Annotated in this window: 13 protein-coding genes; 3 read left to right on the forward strand and 10 right to left on the reverse strand. The window is 63.0% G+C overall.

Annotation, left to right across the window (positions count from 1 at the left end; genetic code table 11):
• Positions 1-146: 146 nt before the first annotated feature.
• The 9 genes from LVJ94_01035 to LVJ94_01075 all read right to left on the reverse strand — a co-directional run bounded on the left by LVJ94_01035 (position 147) and on the right by LVJ94_01075 (position 9,830).
• Positions 147-1,061: a TIGR01777 family oxidoreductase gene (locus LVJ94_01035; protein WXB05847.1), complete on the reverse strand. Its 915-nt coding sequence runs from the start codon at positions 1,059-1,061 to the stop codon at positions 147-149.
• Positions 1,062-1,302: 241 nt separating this feature from the next.
• Positions 1,303-2,223 carry a hypothetical protein gene (locus LVJ94_01040; protein ID WXB05848.1) on the reverse strand — a complete coding sequence of 307 codons (921 nt, stop codon included), beginning with the start codon at positions 2,221-2,223 and terminating at the stop codon, positions 1,303-1,305.
• Between the two features lie 131 nt (positions 2,224-2,354).
• On the reverse strand, positions 2,355-2,858 hold the full coding sequence (locus LVJ94_01045; GenBank protein ID WXB05849.1) for a hypothetical protein: 504 nt from the start codon (positions 2,856-2,858) through the stop codon (positions 2,355-2,357).
• A gap of 343 nt (positions 2,859-3,201) precedes the next feature.
• Entirely contained in the window at positions 3,202-4,065 is an 864-nt protein-coding gene (locus LVJ94_01050) for an STM4011 family radical SAM protein (GenBank protein ID WXB05850.1), read from the reverse strand.
• Positions 4,062-5,381 carry an STM4012 family radical SAM protein gene (locus LVJ94_01055; GenBank protein ID WXB05851.1) on the reverse strand — a complete coding sequence of 440 codons (1,320 nt, stop codon included), beginning with the start codon at positions 5,379-5,381 and terminating at the stop codon, positions 4,062-4,064. Before LVJ94_01055 ends, LVJ94_01050 begins: the two co-directional genes overlap by 4 nt.
• Positions 5,378-6,175: an STM4013/SEN3800 family hydrolase gene (locus LVJ94_01060; GenBank protein ID WXB05852.1), complete on the reverse strand. Its 798-nt coding sequence runs from the start codon at positions 6,173-6,175 to the stop codon at positions 5,378-5,380. The genes LVJ94_01055 and LVJ94_01060 overlap by 4 nt, the downstream gene beginning before the upstream one ends.
• Complete coding sequence (locus LVJ94_01065; GenBank protein ID WXB05853.1) at positions 6,169-7,275, reverse strand: STM4014 family protein; 1,107 nt, start codon at positions 7,273-7,275, stop codon at positions 6,169-6,171. Before LVJ94_01065 ends, LVJ94_01060 begins: the two co-directional genes overlap by 7 nt.
• Positions 7,244-8,170 carry an STM4015 family protein gene (locus LVJ94_01070; protein WXB05854.1) on the reverse strand — a complete coding sequence of 309 codons (927 nt, stop codon included), beginning with the start codon at positions 8,168-8,170 and terminating at the stop codon, positions 7,244-7,246. Before LVJ94_01070 ends, LVJ94_01065 begins: the two co-directional genes overlap by 32 nt.
• A 184-nt stretch (positions 8,171-8,354) precedes the next feature.
• Positions 8,355-9,830, reverse strand: a complete 1,476-nt coding sequence (locus LVJ94_01075; protein ID WXB05855.1) for a hypothetical protein — start codon at positions 9,828-9,830, stop codon at positions 8,355-8,357.
• Between the two features lie 936 nt (positions 9,831-10,766).
• Here LVJ94_01075 and LVJ94_01080 point away from each other — a divergent pair.
• The 3 genes from LVJ94_01080 to lnt are packed head-to-tail and all read left to right on the forward strand — an operon-like array spanning position 10,767 to position 13,940.
• Positions 10,767-11,780, forward strand: coding sequence for an SGNH/GDSL hydrolase family protein (locus LVJ94_01080; protein ID WXB10833.1), 1,014 nt, complete (start codon positions 10,767-10,769; stop codon positions 11,778-11,780).
• Between the two features lie 46 nt (positions 11,781-11,826).
• A complete protein-coding gene (locus LVJ94_01085) occupies positions 11,827-12,381 on the forward strand; it encodes a hypothetical protein (protein WXB05856.1) in 555 nt (184 codons plus the stop codon).
• The gene (gene lnt / locus LVJ94_01090) at positions 12,378-13,940 is read left to right on the forward strand and encodes an apolipoprotein N-acyltransferase (protein ID WXB05857.1); all 1,563 of its coding nucleotides are present in this window, start codon (positions 12,378-12,380) and stop codon (positions 13,938-13,940) included. The genes LVJ94_01085 and lnt overlap by 4 nt, the downstream gene beginning before the upstream one ends.
• Here lnt and LVJ94_01095 read toward each other — a convergent pair.
• The gene (locus LVJ94_01095) at positions 13,892-14,740 is read right to left on the reverse strand and encodes a hypothetical protein (GenBank protein ID WXB05858.1); all 849 of its coding nucleotides are present in this window, start codon (positions 14,738-14,740) and stop codon (positions 13,892-13,894) included. The two genes, lnt and LVJ94_01095, sit on opposite strands and share 49 nt — an antisense overlap.
• Between the last annotated feature and the right edge of the window lie 156 nt (positions 14,741-14,896).

Consider the following 14,896-nt stretch of genomic DNA (forward strand, 5'->3'; position numbering starts at 1 on the left):
CTTCGTTCGACGACGAAGCCTCCCTGCAACCGGCTATTTCTCTAAGCCAAGACGGCTGAGAAATCGAGAGCGATTCGGAAAGATTTCGAACTGAGAAATCGAATTTCCTTCACGGAATGTTTCGCTCTGGCCATTAGCATTTTGGATTAGACCAACGAGGCGAGAGCGCTGGGAAGATTTTCGTGCTCGAACGCGTATCCGCTTCGTTTGGCCGCCGCAGGAAAGGCTCTCTGCGAGAAGAGAACGGCGTCGCTGAATTCGCCGAGAGCAATGCGAAGTGCCATTTTTGGCATTGCGCAAATCGTCGGACGACGGATGGCTTTGCCGAGGACCTCGGTGAATTCCGCATTGGTAACGGGATTGGGTGACACGGCATTCACCGGTCCGGAGAGCTCCTTCTTGCGGCTCACGTGAAGCAAAATGCCGATCGCATCGTCGACGTGGATCCATGGCCACCACTGTTTGCCATCGCCGAGGCGTCCGCCAACGCCCATCTTGAAAGGTCCGATCATTCGCCCAAGGGCGCCACCTTTGGCAGCGAGGACCAGGCCGATGCGAACGCAGACGACGCGGAGTCCAGGCCCGCGTGCGGCCATGGCCTCACGCTCCCAATCCGCGCAGACTCCCGCGAGAAAGTCGCCCCCGTTGGGTGCGCTTTCATCGAGCTCATCATCTCCGCAGTCTCCGTAGTAGCCGACCGCCGATGCCGAAACGAGGACGCGAGGCTTTGCATCGATGGACGATGCTGCAGTGAGCGCGCTTACGAGATTGCGTGTGCCGAGCACACGGCTGTCGTAAATGCGGCGTTTCTTTTCCGCCGTCCATCGCCCCCCGACGGGTTCGCCGGCCAAGTTGAAAATCACGTCAGCGCCGCGCACCGCTTCGGCGGGCGCGGGACCCGCCGTCGGATCCCAGCTGTAGACTTCCGGGATGGATCCTCCCGATGCCGCGAACTCGTTCCTCGCGCGATCCGGATTTCGAGAGAGGACGGTCGCAATCTCGAGCTTCGAGAGAAGCGCCTTGCCGAGGAGACCCGTGGCACCGGTCAGGAGTGTGCGCACGACTGGCGTGGCTGTCAAAAGGACGTACCGATCTCGCGTCTTCGCGGTGCGAGGACGGCGGCAGCGAGACAAAACCGGCGGGACCGGTGCAATGTGAGGCTCAGGAGAAATGGATCGCCACGACGCCTGGCGATCCTCGCACGAAGGACGGACAAGGGCGCCGGACTCGCCGGCTTCGTCCCGCTGCCGCGGATCGACTGAGACATGTTCACCAGACCGGGACGAGCCATCGGACGCAGCGTTATTTGGCCGTCGTTGTCGTCGGCAGCTTGGTGCGGACCTTCTCTTTGAGCGCGGTCACCGCGTCGGCATATGTCTTCTTGGCGGCCTTGATACGGTCCTCGGTTCGCTTTTGAAGATCGCTCGCTTGCTTCTTCGAGGACTCGAGCGTCGTCTTGCTGCGAACCATATCGGCGACGCGCGCTTCGCTCGCCTTCTTCTCCGCATCGGTGCGACCGGGTTCCTTCTGGAAGTTACGCTCCGACTCGATGAACGCATCGGCGGTGCTCTGAACCTGGGCGGCATCTTCGATCATGCGATCGAGGCGCAGTTTGCGTTCGACGAGTTCGATATGGACCAGATAACTCGCGTAGCTGATGTCGTCGGCTTGCTTCTCGAGCGTGGCAACGTTGTCTTTGCCAAGCACCTCGCGGTAGCGCTCGATGATTAAGTGCGCCTCGTTGGCGCTGCGTAGCCGCTTTTCGAGTTGGGTGTCGACCCCTTCTTTCAGAGCGTGGGCCGCAACCCCACCCAACTCGACATCACAATTTTTTTGCTTCGCGGCGTACTGACAACTCCAGCTCACTTTTTTCGCAATGTCCGATTGTTCGGCCTCGAAAAAAGTACGGGCGCCTTCTACTTCGCGATGACGTTCGGCGTAGGCGTAGCTCTTACCCGCCTCATCAGCCCGCTCGTAGATCGATTGGACGGCATTCCAATCCGGCGCCTTTTTGAAATCGTCGGGGTAGCGCGGCATTTCGCCAGCGATTCGCTGGATTTCTCCCTCGCTTTGCGAAAAGCCGCTTCCGATGGCCTGCAGCTCCCCGGGGTACACCTCGGCGTACGTAGCTTGCGTCGCCGACGATGCGATTTCGGGCCCCGGTTTGGAGGCGCACGCGATCATCCCGAGAACCGCCCCAGCACATAGCGCTCGTGTCCACATGCCTTCCTCGCTTATCACGAGTGGCCAGAGACGGGCACCAACGCCGGTGCGATTCTACCCCTCTTCCCCCTCAGCCTCAGCCTCAGCAGCCCAGGCTCGCGTGCGAGCCGTTCGTGGAGCGGTTTTAGCCTTTACTTGGCATAAAACGTCGTCGAGCGTTTCTCACCCGTGCGCGTGATCAGGTTCGCCTCGAGCGCTTTCGCGGCGGCTTGACGAAACGGGATCTTCTCCAGTCGGAGCTGCGAGCGGAGCTCCTCGGAGCGAAGGCCCTTGGGGTTCTTACGAAGAACGTCGACCAAACGATCCAGTGATGCATCGGCGCTCGCTCCGCCACGCTTGGCAGGACGTCCGCGCTTTGCCACCACCACCGGCTCGGGCTTCGTTGCAGTTTTGCGAGGCCGACCGGGCGATCGGCGGGCGGACCCTCCCGCATCTCCATTCAGAATCTCCTCGAGCGAGGCGGAGCGTGCGGCCTGAAGGAGTCCTTCGGCAAAGTTCTCGGCGAGCTGACGGATAGCGGCTTGAAGATTTTTTGACATACGTTTTGAGTAATTCATTTCTACATTCCGAGTCCATTCAAACAGGCGCTTGGGCTCGCAGTTTTCTACGACGCCATCGCCCCTCGTGCCGAGCATTGTATTCGGGCAGGAGCAATTCGTTACGAAATCCAGGCAAATTACCGTTGCAATATGGTGTGCGGCTTCCCCTGGCCAAACCCGTTACCAGGTAGGATGGACCATGGTGGTGTTGGAGTTAGATGATCATCGTCATCTTTCCTGATTGTCAGTTGCCGTTCGCGACCAGGTGCACGCACGAATCCGTTGCACGATTTGCAAGGTGACGGTGTCGTTTCGGTAGAAGATTACGCAACGACAATTTCGTGTCGGTCGACTTGTGCAGCTTTTGCTCTATTTGGCGGCTTTCGCTACCCAACCGACATTCGATTGGAGGGAGACGAGCCCGGCGAGGTCGGCCGCTTTAAAGTAGAGGGATTCGCTCGAGGGCGCCGCCGCCGAAGACTGTGTCGAGATCGAGATGTTCGAGGTGCACGTAGCCGGTGTGGCAGCGGCATACGGATTTGGGGCACGGCCGGGCGGACAAGCGCGATTCGAAATCGGCCTCGTACAGGTTTCCCAGTGGTTCGTCGACGAAGTGACAGCGACGGATGGTCCCTTCACCGTCCACGGCAATGACCGAGGAGCCGGTCCGGCATGCACGGCCACGGCTACGATGATTGGTCACATTTATGCCGAAAAGCGGGTCGATCGCCGTGATTCGCGCGAGGTCCACGGGATCGTAATACCGGCCGAGCTCCTTTACGGCGTTGACCCATAGGTAAACTTCGGGGGGCAATTGGCGTCGTAGATCCTCGATGCGTGGAAGATGTTCTTTGACTCCGACGGCGCCAACGCTAAAGCGCACTCCCTTTTCGACGAGGGTGCGGCAGCGGGAGAGGAAGCTATCCGTACGCACCTCCGTGGGGTGGTACGTCACCCACAGGGCGAGCCGGGAAAGGTTGCAGGCGTGCAACCAATCGGGTGAAAACGAGAGGTTCGTTTGGATGGCCACGCGCCGGACGTGGCTCGCGTGCGACAATATGGCGAGCGCATCACGGTAAGCCGCGTGAACCAGCGCTTCTCCCCATGGTGTGAAGAGAATGGAGATCGCATAGGAGCGATCGGGCTGCGTGCACCATGCAACGAACCGCCGGAGTGCGCGGCGGTCGCCCTCCAGTTCGGCGGCGGATTCGTGACGTTTGGCGAATGGACAATACGTGCAGCCGTAGTTGCAACTCGATAGCGGACCGCGGTACAAGATGCTCAGGTGCTCGAGGCTCGTCATCGGAGTACGTAGAGTGCCATTTTGGAGCGCACTTCCGGCGACGCGAGCCAGGGACCAATGGCGTCGGAAAGCTCGACGCCCGCGTTCGTCAGGGTGAGGCACCGAGCGTCCGTCTGGCGCTCGGCCAGCGCATGGGCGACGAGTTCGGCGAGTTCGGGAAAGTCGTGCTCGGCGTCGCCACCGAATCGCATGGCGTACGCCCGAGCATCGAGACCGTCGGCGAGAAGCGAGAGGATGACGAAGCGACGCCGTTGCTCGCGATCGTCGAGAACGAATCCATAGCGGGTCTCGGAGAACGAGTCGTCGGTGCGGGCGACGTAGGCCTCGAGGATCTCTTGCACCCCGCGCGCGCCGACGGCGTATTCATCGGAGTAGTGGAGTCGGGTGGTGTAGGAGCGCGCGCCGCACCCAAGGCCGACCATGCCGTCGGTTTGGCAGCAATAGACGGGGCCATTGGAGGAGGGGGCGTTGCGTGCGCGAAACATGCGCATGGAGATACGTTCATATCCGGCGCCGGCGAGGAATGCGCAGCCGTGGCGGTAGAGGGCAAGTCGGGTGTCGTCCGGCTCGACACCCGCGTGGCGCTCCAAGCCGGTGCGAGCGCGCACGTAAAGAGGATAAAGGTAGATTTCCTCGGGATGGTATTCGAGGGCCGCTCGGAGGCTGGCCTCGAACGAGGCATGGTTCTGGCCTGGAATGCCGTACATCAAATCGATGTTCAACGTGGGGAATCCCGCCGAGCGGATGCGCTCGAGGGCGCCTCGCACGGCGGTGGCGCGCTGTGGCCGCAATAAGTGTTTCGCCTCGGCGTCGAGGAACGATTGAACGCCAATGCTGATGCGGTCCACTCCGCGCTCGCGAAGGACACCAAGCCGCTCGCGGGTGGCCGTTTCCGGTGACGTTTCCGCCGAAGTGGGAAGACCTGCCCGAGCGCCCATGGTGTGATCCATGACGTCGAAGATGCGATGGAGCGCGGGCGGGTCGAGGAAGGTAGGGGTGCCACCGCCCATGGCGCGGCGAGCGAAATGTATGGGGCCGATGGCGTCACGAACGCGGGTGGCTTGGCGCTCCAGGGTGGAGAGGTAGGCGGTGATGAGTTCGGCCTGGGGGCGCGCGCGGGTGAAAAGGTTGCAAAAGCCGCAGCGCATCTCGCAAAAGGGAATATGCACGTAGAGAAAGCCCGCATGGCGCCGCTCGGAGGCCCACGCCTCGTCGAGTGCGATGGGGGCTGGCAACATGCGATACGCCGTCTTGTGCGGATAGGCGTAGACGTAACTCTGGTACGGATTGCGCAGGAATCGATGGGCGAGCGTCACGGCAGGAGCACCTCCGCGTAAGGTACCGTCCACACCGAAGCATGCGCGATGCGGTGGCCCCGGTAGCCGTCGTCGCCGTAGGCCGTACCGTGGTCGGACATGAAGATGACGAGTGTGGGGCCGCGGCGTTCCAGAATGGCCATGAGGGAAGGGAGATGCGTGTCCACGTATTCCAATGCGGCGCCGTGTGTCTCGATGGAATCGGTGCGCGCGCCGGGAAGGTAATGATGATTCGGTCGATGAATGGCCGATACGTTGAGAAAGAGCAGCCGGCGCCGGTCGGGCGGAAGGTCGCGGGTGAGGCGATCGACGAGTGTGATTTGATGCTCGAACGAGCGGCGTTCGCCGACATGGAAGGCGCGCGACCAATGACTCTCGGTGAACAGGCCGGGAAGGACGCTCCCCAGGGGATTCTCTTTGCTGAAGAAGCCGACCCCTCCGATGCAGACGGTGTGGTAGCCGCGCGCAGCGAGTCCGGAGACGATGTCCGGGCCGTCGAGCACGCACGTCTCGGGGCCGACCGTCTCACTCCGTGCGAATCGAAGTGCGAAAAGGCGTGTGTGCCGGCCGGGTCGTGCGGGGGTGGGGAAGAAGCCGGCGAAGATGGCATGGTGCGCGGCGTAGGTGAACGAGCCGGGCGAGTGGCGTTCTTCCCAGCCTTTGGGGCCGAGCCGTGCGGCGAAGTTCGGCGTGCGGCCGGCGGCGAGTGCGCGGCTGGCGACGTCGTAGCGAAGGGTATCCAATGTCACCAGGACGATGTCGTGGGTGCCCACGATGGTGTTCATCCTCAGCATGGGGCCATCTCCGTGAGCTGGGCCTCGTAGGGGTCTTCGCCGTCGTGCAGAGCGCCGCGGAGCAAGTCGCCAAAGGCATTCATCTCGAGCACGGCGATGCGGCGAGGATCCGGCTCCACCAAAAGATCGACGCCGACGGCGAGGCTGTTGGGGAATGTCTTCGAGGCCTTCTCCGCGGTGGCGACCGCGCGCGCCCAGGCCGAGTCACCTATTTTGGCGCGCAATCGCTCGGGGTCGGCCCGGCGCGCGCCGATATGCAAATTGGTAATTGGACCGTGGCCCGCCCGCGCGACGACGTGCCGGGCCCGCCCGGCGATGACCAGGATGCGTAAATCGACGGGGCGGTTGTCCAGGCCAATTTTGGGCAGCCACGCTTCGATGTGCAGGCCCTCGCACGCGAGGGTTTCGTAGATGGCCGCGAGGGCGCGCACATCGCGGTAAAAGAGGAGGCGCTTCGAATTGTACAATTTGGAACCGGAGCGCTCCACCGTCGTGAGGGCGTGGACTCCGCGCGCATCGGCGTGAAGCGCGACGACGCCGCTGGCGCTGGAGCCATGCGCCAGTTTGACGAAGACGCGCGGCATGCCTTGCTCGCGCATCCTGACGAGCAGCGCCTCGAACGTGTCCGGCGCGGGAAAAGCCGGCGGCACCGGAACCGCGTGGGACATCAAGTGGCGATGGCAATGCCGCTTGTCGAACATGCAGGCAATGTCGGACGGATGGCCCATGGTGCGCCCCGCGGGAAGCAGGGGCGCGATGTCCTGCAGAACACGGCACAGGCCGAGGTACCACGCTCGGACGTGCCGCAATCGTCCGCGCTCGAAGGCGAGAGGTTCGTCGTGGGTGCCGCCGCCGGCGCGCACCAATGCGGCAAACGATTCGAAGCTCGAACCGGGCGACTCGATGCGAACCAAGGTGCCCGAGCGCACGTGGGCCGCGAGTGCGCCGGGGCCGTGCTCGCTTAGTTCACGGTATGAAACGACGGTGGGCTGCGGCCATCCGCGGCGCTGCACGGCAGATTGAAAGCGCTCGATGCGCTCGTCCCCTGGGCTGCCGATGACGACGCATTCACTCCGAGACGGCGCAGTACCGATAGTCATCGTCCTCGGTGCCGTGCTTCCCGTCGTGAAGATCGACCAACACCGGCCGGAGGGCGGCGAGCTTGGCCTGCACATCGGGCGAAATGTAGTGGTGATGCAAATCGAGCCGCTCGAGCCGGCTTATGCCGGCGCTGGCAAGGAGCGCCTTCGCGCCTTCGTCTCCCAGCGCCCCCAACGACAAGTCGACCACCCGCAGCCGCGAGAGAATGGGCGCGGCGGCCACGGCTGCGGCCACCGAATCGGCCATTTGGGCATTGCGCAGCCCGAGATAGCGCAATTTGGGAAAGCGCGAACCCTCGAGAATGGGTTCGAGATCCGCTGCTTTGGCGTTGCCCCCGTAATTGTCCGTGCCGAGCCACAGCTCGAGGTGATCGAGTTCCGGAAGGTCAGCCGTGCCGGCGGCAAGCACGACCTCGCGCGGGAGGCCGCCGGCCTCGACGACCAGGTGCGTGAGGCTTCGATGGGCCAGTGACGAAAAGCGCAAACCGCCTCCACCGCGCACGCGCAGTTCGCGAAGGTGCGGATAGGCGATGAGGAGCGGAGCGACATCGCTCTGCTGGATCCAGGAGATCTCCTGTTCGTCGAAGGTAATCTCGCCGACGAAGACGGCCGCCAGCTTGGGCAGGCGCGGTGCCGCGGCGACCAGTGCGGCGATCACATCCGACGAGTCTTCGGAGCTGTCGAAATCCCATGGACCGATGATCAGCGCCTCGATATGCACCGACCCCGGCGTATCGAGCAGTGCTTCGAGCAGGTGGGTCACTTTCTTTCCCTCCTGCTGCTCGTCATAGTCGACGGCGATGCGCAGAGCATTGGCAGCATCGATCGGCTCCCCGGGCTGAAAAGGGACGACCGTTTTCCCGTAGAAGTCGGTGACGTGCTCGCGGATGGCCATGATTGGCGAGGCTATCACGAATTCCCCCGCGGGGAGGCTGCGCGCTTATCCAAATAAAAAAAGAGCAAGTCGGAGGGTGCCGACTTGCTCTTCAGGGAAAGTTCACCATCGCGGGGTGACGCGATGGTGGTGAGTTACGGATGGGTCTCCGGCCCGGGTGGGGCCGGAGACCATTCGGCCATGATTACTTCACGCTGAAGCTGGCCACATCCTTCAACGAGGTCGACGCCACCGAGATCAGGTCGACGACGGCATTGGCTTGGGCGCTGGTCGCCCCCGCCGCCGTCAGCTTGGCGATGCCGGAGGCCTTCAAGTTGGCCGACGCATTCGCATAGGCCTTCACCACCAGGCCGAGTGCCGCATCCAGATCCGCCGCCGCTTTGGCGCTCCCGTCGATATTCAGTTTCGCTACCGCCGAGAGTGCCGCCTTGAGGTCGACGTCCAATTTGGCATTGGCCGCCACCGATGCATCGACCACCGCGCTCAGAGCGAGGTTGAGGCCTCCGACCGCGTTCACCAGCAAGGCGATGACTCCTTTGACGTCGGCATTCACGCTGCCGGTCAACGAGCCGGTGATGGCTGCGGCGAAGTCGAGGTGTGCCTTGACGATCGCGTCCAGGCTCGCCGCCGCCGAGATGGAGGTCACGAGGTTCGTCGATGCCTTCAGCACCAGACTCAATGTTGCATCGAAGTGCACATCGCCTGGGCTGCCGCATCCGCACGAGTGGACGATATCGCTCAGCAACTTCGCCGACAGGCTTGCCTCGAGTGCGGCAGCTGCCTTGACGGTCGTGAAGAGCGCACCTTTGACGTCGACGGCCCCACTGAGCGCCGCTTTGAGCGATGCGTCCAGTGTCGCGCGGAAGGCGAGGTTCGCCGCCGCGTGAACGCGTGCCCGCAGTTCGGCCGACAGATCCGCCGAAGCATCCAGGGCCGCATCCAGGCTCGCCACCAGCGTCAACGAGAGGTTGATCGCCGCGTTGATCGTGCCGCCGATGCCGATGGATCCGCCACCGCCACCGCCGCCACCACCACCACCGCCGCCGCACCCGCAACCATTCGCATCCATGGTTCGGTTGACGGCCTGGGTTGCCGCGTGCGTCAGCGCTTCGAGGCCATTCCAGTCGATGTTGATGCCGTTTTGCCTTAGCGAGATCAGCTCCGTGCGATGGGCGACGAAGGCCGACTTGGCTACGGCGTGAATGATGGCGTGAAGGTCGGCCCCGGCGGCCACCGCCACGGCGACGGCCGCGGAGATGTCAGCGTCCAGCATGGCCCGTACATAGGCGGCTGCGTGGGCGCTCAGTTCCGCAGAACCCTTCAGGGTGGCGGCGATATCGATCAATGCCTTCGCGTGAATCGACGATTGCGTCGAGATGGGTGCGGCGACGAAGATCTTGCCGGCTGCCTTCAGTGTCCCCTCCAAGATGGAGGAGCCGATGACTTTGCCCGATGCGTCGAGTGCGTCGACGATGAGCCAGTTGCTGTTGAATGGGACCTTCATGGAGAAGGAGCCATCACCCTTCATGACACCTTCGACCAACGAGGTCAGTGCGCCGGTCGCAGCATCGATGGACGAAATTCGTACCGACTTCGTCTGCTCGACGGTCTTCGCGCCTGCGAGACCCCATTCCGTGCTTCCGTTACCAAAATTGGTCACGTGTCCATTCACGAGGGCAAGAGTCGAATCCTCAGTTTGGGTATTCTCGTCCCCGCCCATCCGACTGTCGTCTGATCCAGATCCTGCTGAGCAGCCGGCCGCCACCATCGTGCCGATAACCAGTGCCACCAGGCTCCACTTCGAAGAAACCTTCTTCATGAGTTCGCTCCATTAAAACAACTGGGCGTTTTGTTTTCGTATCAGAGGGTTAGTAATGTGAGAAGTCAGTCACGTAACAGCGCAAGAATGCCACGCCGTCTACGAGAACGACTCAGTAGTTCCACGAATACGGATACGCACGCCGCCTCCTCACTGCAGTGCCGAGGTGCATTGCAGTCACTTCATGCGTTTTATGATGTCGTGACTCGAGCGATAATCGCTCGCGCTGTGGGTTCGTGTATTTTCTTCCGTGCCAGGAAAACGCCCTTCCCTGGCGAGCTGCGCGTAAGATGGTTGCGGGTCAAGGTATTCGAAAGTGACTTTTAGGATGCCAGGGGCGACAGTGAGGATGCTTATTTCTGTAAATAGGAATCTGGACTTCGTGGGGCTCCGTCGTTAGAAATCTGGCGTCCCAGCCATCCTCGGGACCTCCTCCTTATTAAAGAGGAAGGGGGCCCGGTTGCACGGCGGCGCTGGATTGTTGCAGCTGCATCGACGCGCGCCGCGCGGGAATGACGCGTCTGAAGCGCAATTGTCACGATGCTGCTGCGGCGCGTCGCCTCATCGGTTGCGCGGGAAGCGATCGTTCTCGGTTTCGCCTTGACGGAATGTCACCAGTGGCATCCCCTGGCGCTCCGTGCATTCCGCACGAGGAGTTTCGCAGCGTCGCCTACTGCCTACTCGAAGGAGACAGAGATCGCCGTGAACGCCAAAACCTTTCGCTATTGGACCCACATCGTATTGACGCTCGGCTTGCTTCTGTTCAGCGGCGAAGCCATGGCCAATACCATCACACAGAATTCCTCGTGGACGATCGACCGTCCCAATACGTCGACCAAGTACCAGGTCGTTGCGTATGGCGATTCGATTTACGCGGGGTACCAGGGAAGCTTGTCCGACGTCTCCAAGCGCGCGGCCACTTGGGTGCAGGGGGAGTACCTCTCCAATGCCTGGGGGACCGACATCGAAGTGATTCGCCGCACCAAGTCGGGCGCAAGGGCCGACGCTATCTACAACGACAAGATCGTCGGTGAGAAGTCGTACATGCAGTCGTCGTCGGCCAAGGTGGTGGCCTTCGAGATGTGCGGCAACGACTTCCTGCAGGCGCGCAGCAACTTCGTCGGGCAGTCCGGGGCCTGTGACTTCGGTGTGCTCGACACTGCGCTTTCCCAGTGCACGAAGTACCAAGAGCTGGGGATGCAGGCCATCAATCAGTATGCGACGGCGGCCAAGGTCAAGATGATCATGAACCTCTACTACCCGGGCTATGATGCCGACAATTCGCAGTCGTCGTGCACCGTGAACGGGGCGACCATCAACAAGCGCGATCGCTTCTTGCCGTACTTCGCGCGCAGCAACTTCCGCGCGTGTGACTTTGCCCGCAAGAACGGCTTCAAGTGTGTCGATTCGTTCGCCGAGTTCATGGGGGCCGATTACGACTCGAACAACGACGGACAGATCGACTCGGAAGCCCTGCGCTGGTCGGCCACGGAGACGGAGGATCAATACGTGGCCCGCATCTCGTCGACCCTGAAGCCGACGCTGCGCGATGCGAACGGCCACCTTGCCGATCCGAGCACCAGCTACGACTATCTGCTGTCGGACAATACGCACCCGACGTTCTCAGGATCGACGATTTACGTCGGCTTCTTCGGCGGTACGGGCACCGGCTCGGGCGCACCGGAGTACTCGGGCAGCCAGATCGTCAATGGTAAGAATCCGATCTACAACAAATATGGTCACGAGCGCGCCGGCTGGGCGCATTCGTTGTTGAACCCTGCAAGCCCGTAATTCGTCCCCGAACAAGGCGCGCCGGCGCTCGGTCGATCGCGATGGTGTGATCGAAACCGAGCTGCCGCGCGCGCCGGCGTCGCGCTGGCCTTGGCTTTTGGCCGTGTGTGCGTTGGCAGGGCTCGTGGCCGCGCTGGCATGGCGCTCGCGCGGTGCCGAGACGCCGCCGCCATCGGAGGTGGCCGCGTCGCCGAGCTCGGAGGCCGTGGCTCGATGGCGAGCGAATCATCCTGGGGAGCCCATGGCCGTGCAGCCTGAATCGACGGAAGAAGAGCGCGTGCAGGAAGATGCCGGGGCGCCGCGTGAGGGCCTTGCAGCCTTTCCGCCGCCCGGGACGAAGCGCATCAAGGTCGGGTTGGTGGTGCCGGAGGATTTCCAGCTTCCAAGCGGGTACATGCGGCATTACCAAACGACGGACAAAGGCGAAATGCTTCGCGCGATTCTGATGTTTCATCCCGATTACAAACCGGCCGATCCGCACGGGAATCCCATTCCGATTCCGGAGGATCGCATCGTGCCGCCGGAGCTGGCGCCTCCGGGGATGCCCATGGAGCGGCTCGAAGTGCCGGAGGATGCGTACGCGGACGCTGGTCCGCGATGAAGATCGCTGCCGGGGCGGTGCTGTCGGCGGTGTTGCTGGCGCTGTATGCGCAGGTGACGGGCGCATGGTTCGTGTTGGGCTTCGTGGCGCTCGTGCCCTGGTTGCTCGCGCTGAACCGGGTGCGGTCGCTCGGGCAGGCCCTCGGGGCGGGTTTGGCCATGAGCGTGGCGGTGTCCATGGCCGTGTTCCCGTGGCTGCCCGAGACCCTCGAGCGGTATGCGGGGGCATCGTCGTCGGTGTGGCCGTGGCTCGCGTTGCTGGTGGCCGCGCCGTTTCTGCAGCCGCAGTTTCTGACGTACGCGCTGGTGCGGCATCTGTTGGGTGCGGCGCGCGCGCGGGCCGTGCTCGCGGCGGCGGCGGCGTACGTGGCGACCGAGCTGTTGGCGAGCAAGTTGCTCTTCGACACCCTGGGCTTGGGGCTCTATCCGTCGCGGTATTTGCGGCAGGGCGCCGATCTGGTCGGGGTGCACGGGCTGACGTGGATGCTGCTCCTCGTGAACGAGGCGGTGGCCCAGGCCATTTCGCGAAAGCCCGAGGCGCGCCGGTATGCACTTGCCGCGCTTGGTCTCGTGGGCTTGGACATGGGATACGGATGGATGCGCTGTGCGCAGTCGAGGGACGAGGGCCCCGCGACCGTGGTTGGCGTGGTGCAGGCCAATATTACCAATTACGACAAGCTGCGGGCCGATCGCGGGGCGTTCGAGGCAGTGCGGTACATCCTCGACGAGCATGTTGCGCTGTCCGACGATCTCCGTCGAAACGGGAATCCGGATCTGATCGTATGGCCAGAGACCGTGTACCCGACGACGTTCGGCTCGCCCAAGTCGGAGGCTGGGGCGGCCTTCGATACGGAGATTCTCTCGTTTGCCGCGGGGCGGGGCACGCCCGTCGTCTTTGGGGCGTACGATGCTTCCGCGGGCCACGAATACAATGCGGCCTTCTTCGTCGAGGCCGCGGCGCAAAAGCCGGCGGTCCGCGCCTATCGCAAAAGCTTGCTCTTTCCATTCACGGAGCGGGTGCCCGCGCTGCTCGACTCGGAGTGGCTTCGCGCGCGCCTGCCATGGGTGGGGCATTGGGATACGGGGCCCGGGCCGGAGGTCGTCGGCATCACCTTGCGCGATGGCCGGCGGCTGTCGGCGCTTCCGCTCATTTGTTACGACGCGCTCTCCACGTCGTTCGTGGCCCAGGCGGCGCGGCGCGGTGCAGATCTCATCGTTACCTTGTCGAACGACTCGTGGTTCCCGGACGAGCGTGCGCCGCGTCTGCACTTGGTGTCGGCCGCATTCCGCAGCATCGAAACGCGGTTGCCGCAGGTTCGTTCGACCAACTCGGGCATTTCCGCGGTGATCTCGCCTGCGGGCGATTGGCTGGCCACCGCGGGTTGGAACGAGCGCCGCATCGTGACCGCCAGCGTCGCCACGGGCACGCGTGCGTTCGCCCCGGCGGTCCTGCTCGCACCATGGCTCGGCCCCCTTCTCGCGTCGTGGGCCTTGATCGAGGTGCTGCTGGCTCAATTGAGCAAACGGAATGCGACCAACGCGGGGACCAAAACGAAGTAGGCGAATTGGCAGATTCCTTCGCCGAGCTTGCGCAGGAGGCCCGCGTGCGCGGCGAGCGGCCACGTCGCCGCGAACACCAGCGGCTCGACCACCAGGCGCACCACGACGGCGTACAATACGAGGTAGCTCGCCGACGCAGCCCAATAGGTGACGAACGATTGCAGGTACGGCGCGAGGCCTTGAAGGTAATACTGGCCGAAGGCTCCCCCGAACATGATGTACTGATCCAGCCGAAAAAGGAGCACCGCGAGGACCAGCGGATAGAGTCCCCACTTCACCAGGGCCACGGCGCGACGGCGCCACGTGTGCTTCCACTTGGCATCCGCGTAGGCGATCGCGGGGGACTTCAAGGCCGTGCGCGCGGCCCCGACATACTGCGCGAGCATGGAAAGCAGAGGCCCCGGTTCGCTCGCGAGGAGTCGATACCGAAAAAGATGCCCCGACTGCATATCGACCTCGAACCCTGGCCGCGGAAGAGGGATTACGAGCGGTCGAATGGCCTTCACCGATGCGATCGGTATCTCCAGACGGCTCCGACGCAATGATAGGATGATATGCGTATCATTCGTTTCGAGCGTCCCGGCCAAGATGCGTCTCACCCATGAGACGACGACCCAGGGCACGCCCGAAAAGAAGAAGAGCCCCATCGCCACGGCGCGCGGCGGCGCCGTTTGCGTGCCCTCGAGGACATCGGTCACGATGTGCTGGACCAAATAGAGCGCGTTCGCGATGGCCACCACCTGCAGGGCCACCAAGCCCACGCGCACCGCGCGCGGCACGGCGCTTATTTCGAATTTCACGCTAGTAACCTCGATGCGGGGGAATTGTCCGGTTCACACTGCCTGAGCGAACCGCCAAGACGCCAAGGACCCCGAGATGGATCGATGTACTCTTGGCGCCTTGGCGGTTCGACGAGATCGTTCGCCTGGTCGGAAACGCCAACCAGTTAGAACTCT

The sequence above is a fragment of the Sorangiineae bacterium MSr11367 genome (assembly GCA_037157805.1).
GTDB lineage: Bacteria > Myxococcota_A > Polyangia > Polyangiales > Polyangiaceae > Pendulispora > Pendulispora rubella.

Coding starts and splice junctions, on each gene's coding strand:
- LVJ94_01040 (WXB05848.1), bottom strand. CDS start 2,223: ATGTGGACACGAGCGCTATGTGCTGGGGCGGTTCTCGGGATGATCGCG.
- LVJ94_01045 (WXB05849.1), bottom strand. CDS start 2,858: ATGCTCGGCACGAGGGGCGATGGCGTCGTAGAAAACTGCGAGCCCAAG.
- LVJ94_01050 (WXB05850.1), bottom strand. CDS start 4,065: ATGACGAGCCTCGAGCACCTGAGCATCTTGTACCGCGGTCCGCTATCG.
- LVJ94_01060 (WXB05852.1), bottom strand. CDS start 6,175: ATGCTGAGGATGAACACCATCGTGGGCACCCACGACATCGTCCTGGTG.
- LVJ94_01065 (WXB05853.1), bottom strand. CDS start 7,275: ATGACTATCGGTACTGCGCCGTCTCGGAGTGAATGCGTCGTCATCGGC.
- LVJ94_01070 (WXB05854.1), bottom strand. CDS start 8,170: ATGGCCATCCGCGAGCACGTCACCGACTTCTACGGGAAAACGGTCGTC.
- LVJ94_01080 (WXB10833.1), top strand. CDS start 10,767: ATGGCCAATACCATCACACAGAATTCCTCGTGGACGATCGACCGTCCC.
- lnt (WXB05857.1), top strand. CDS start 12,378: ATGAAGATCGCTGCCGGGGCGGTGCTGTCGGCGGTGTTGCTGGCGCTG.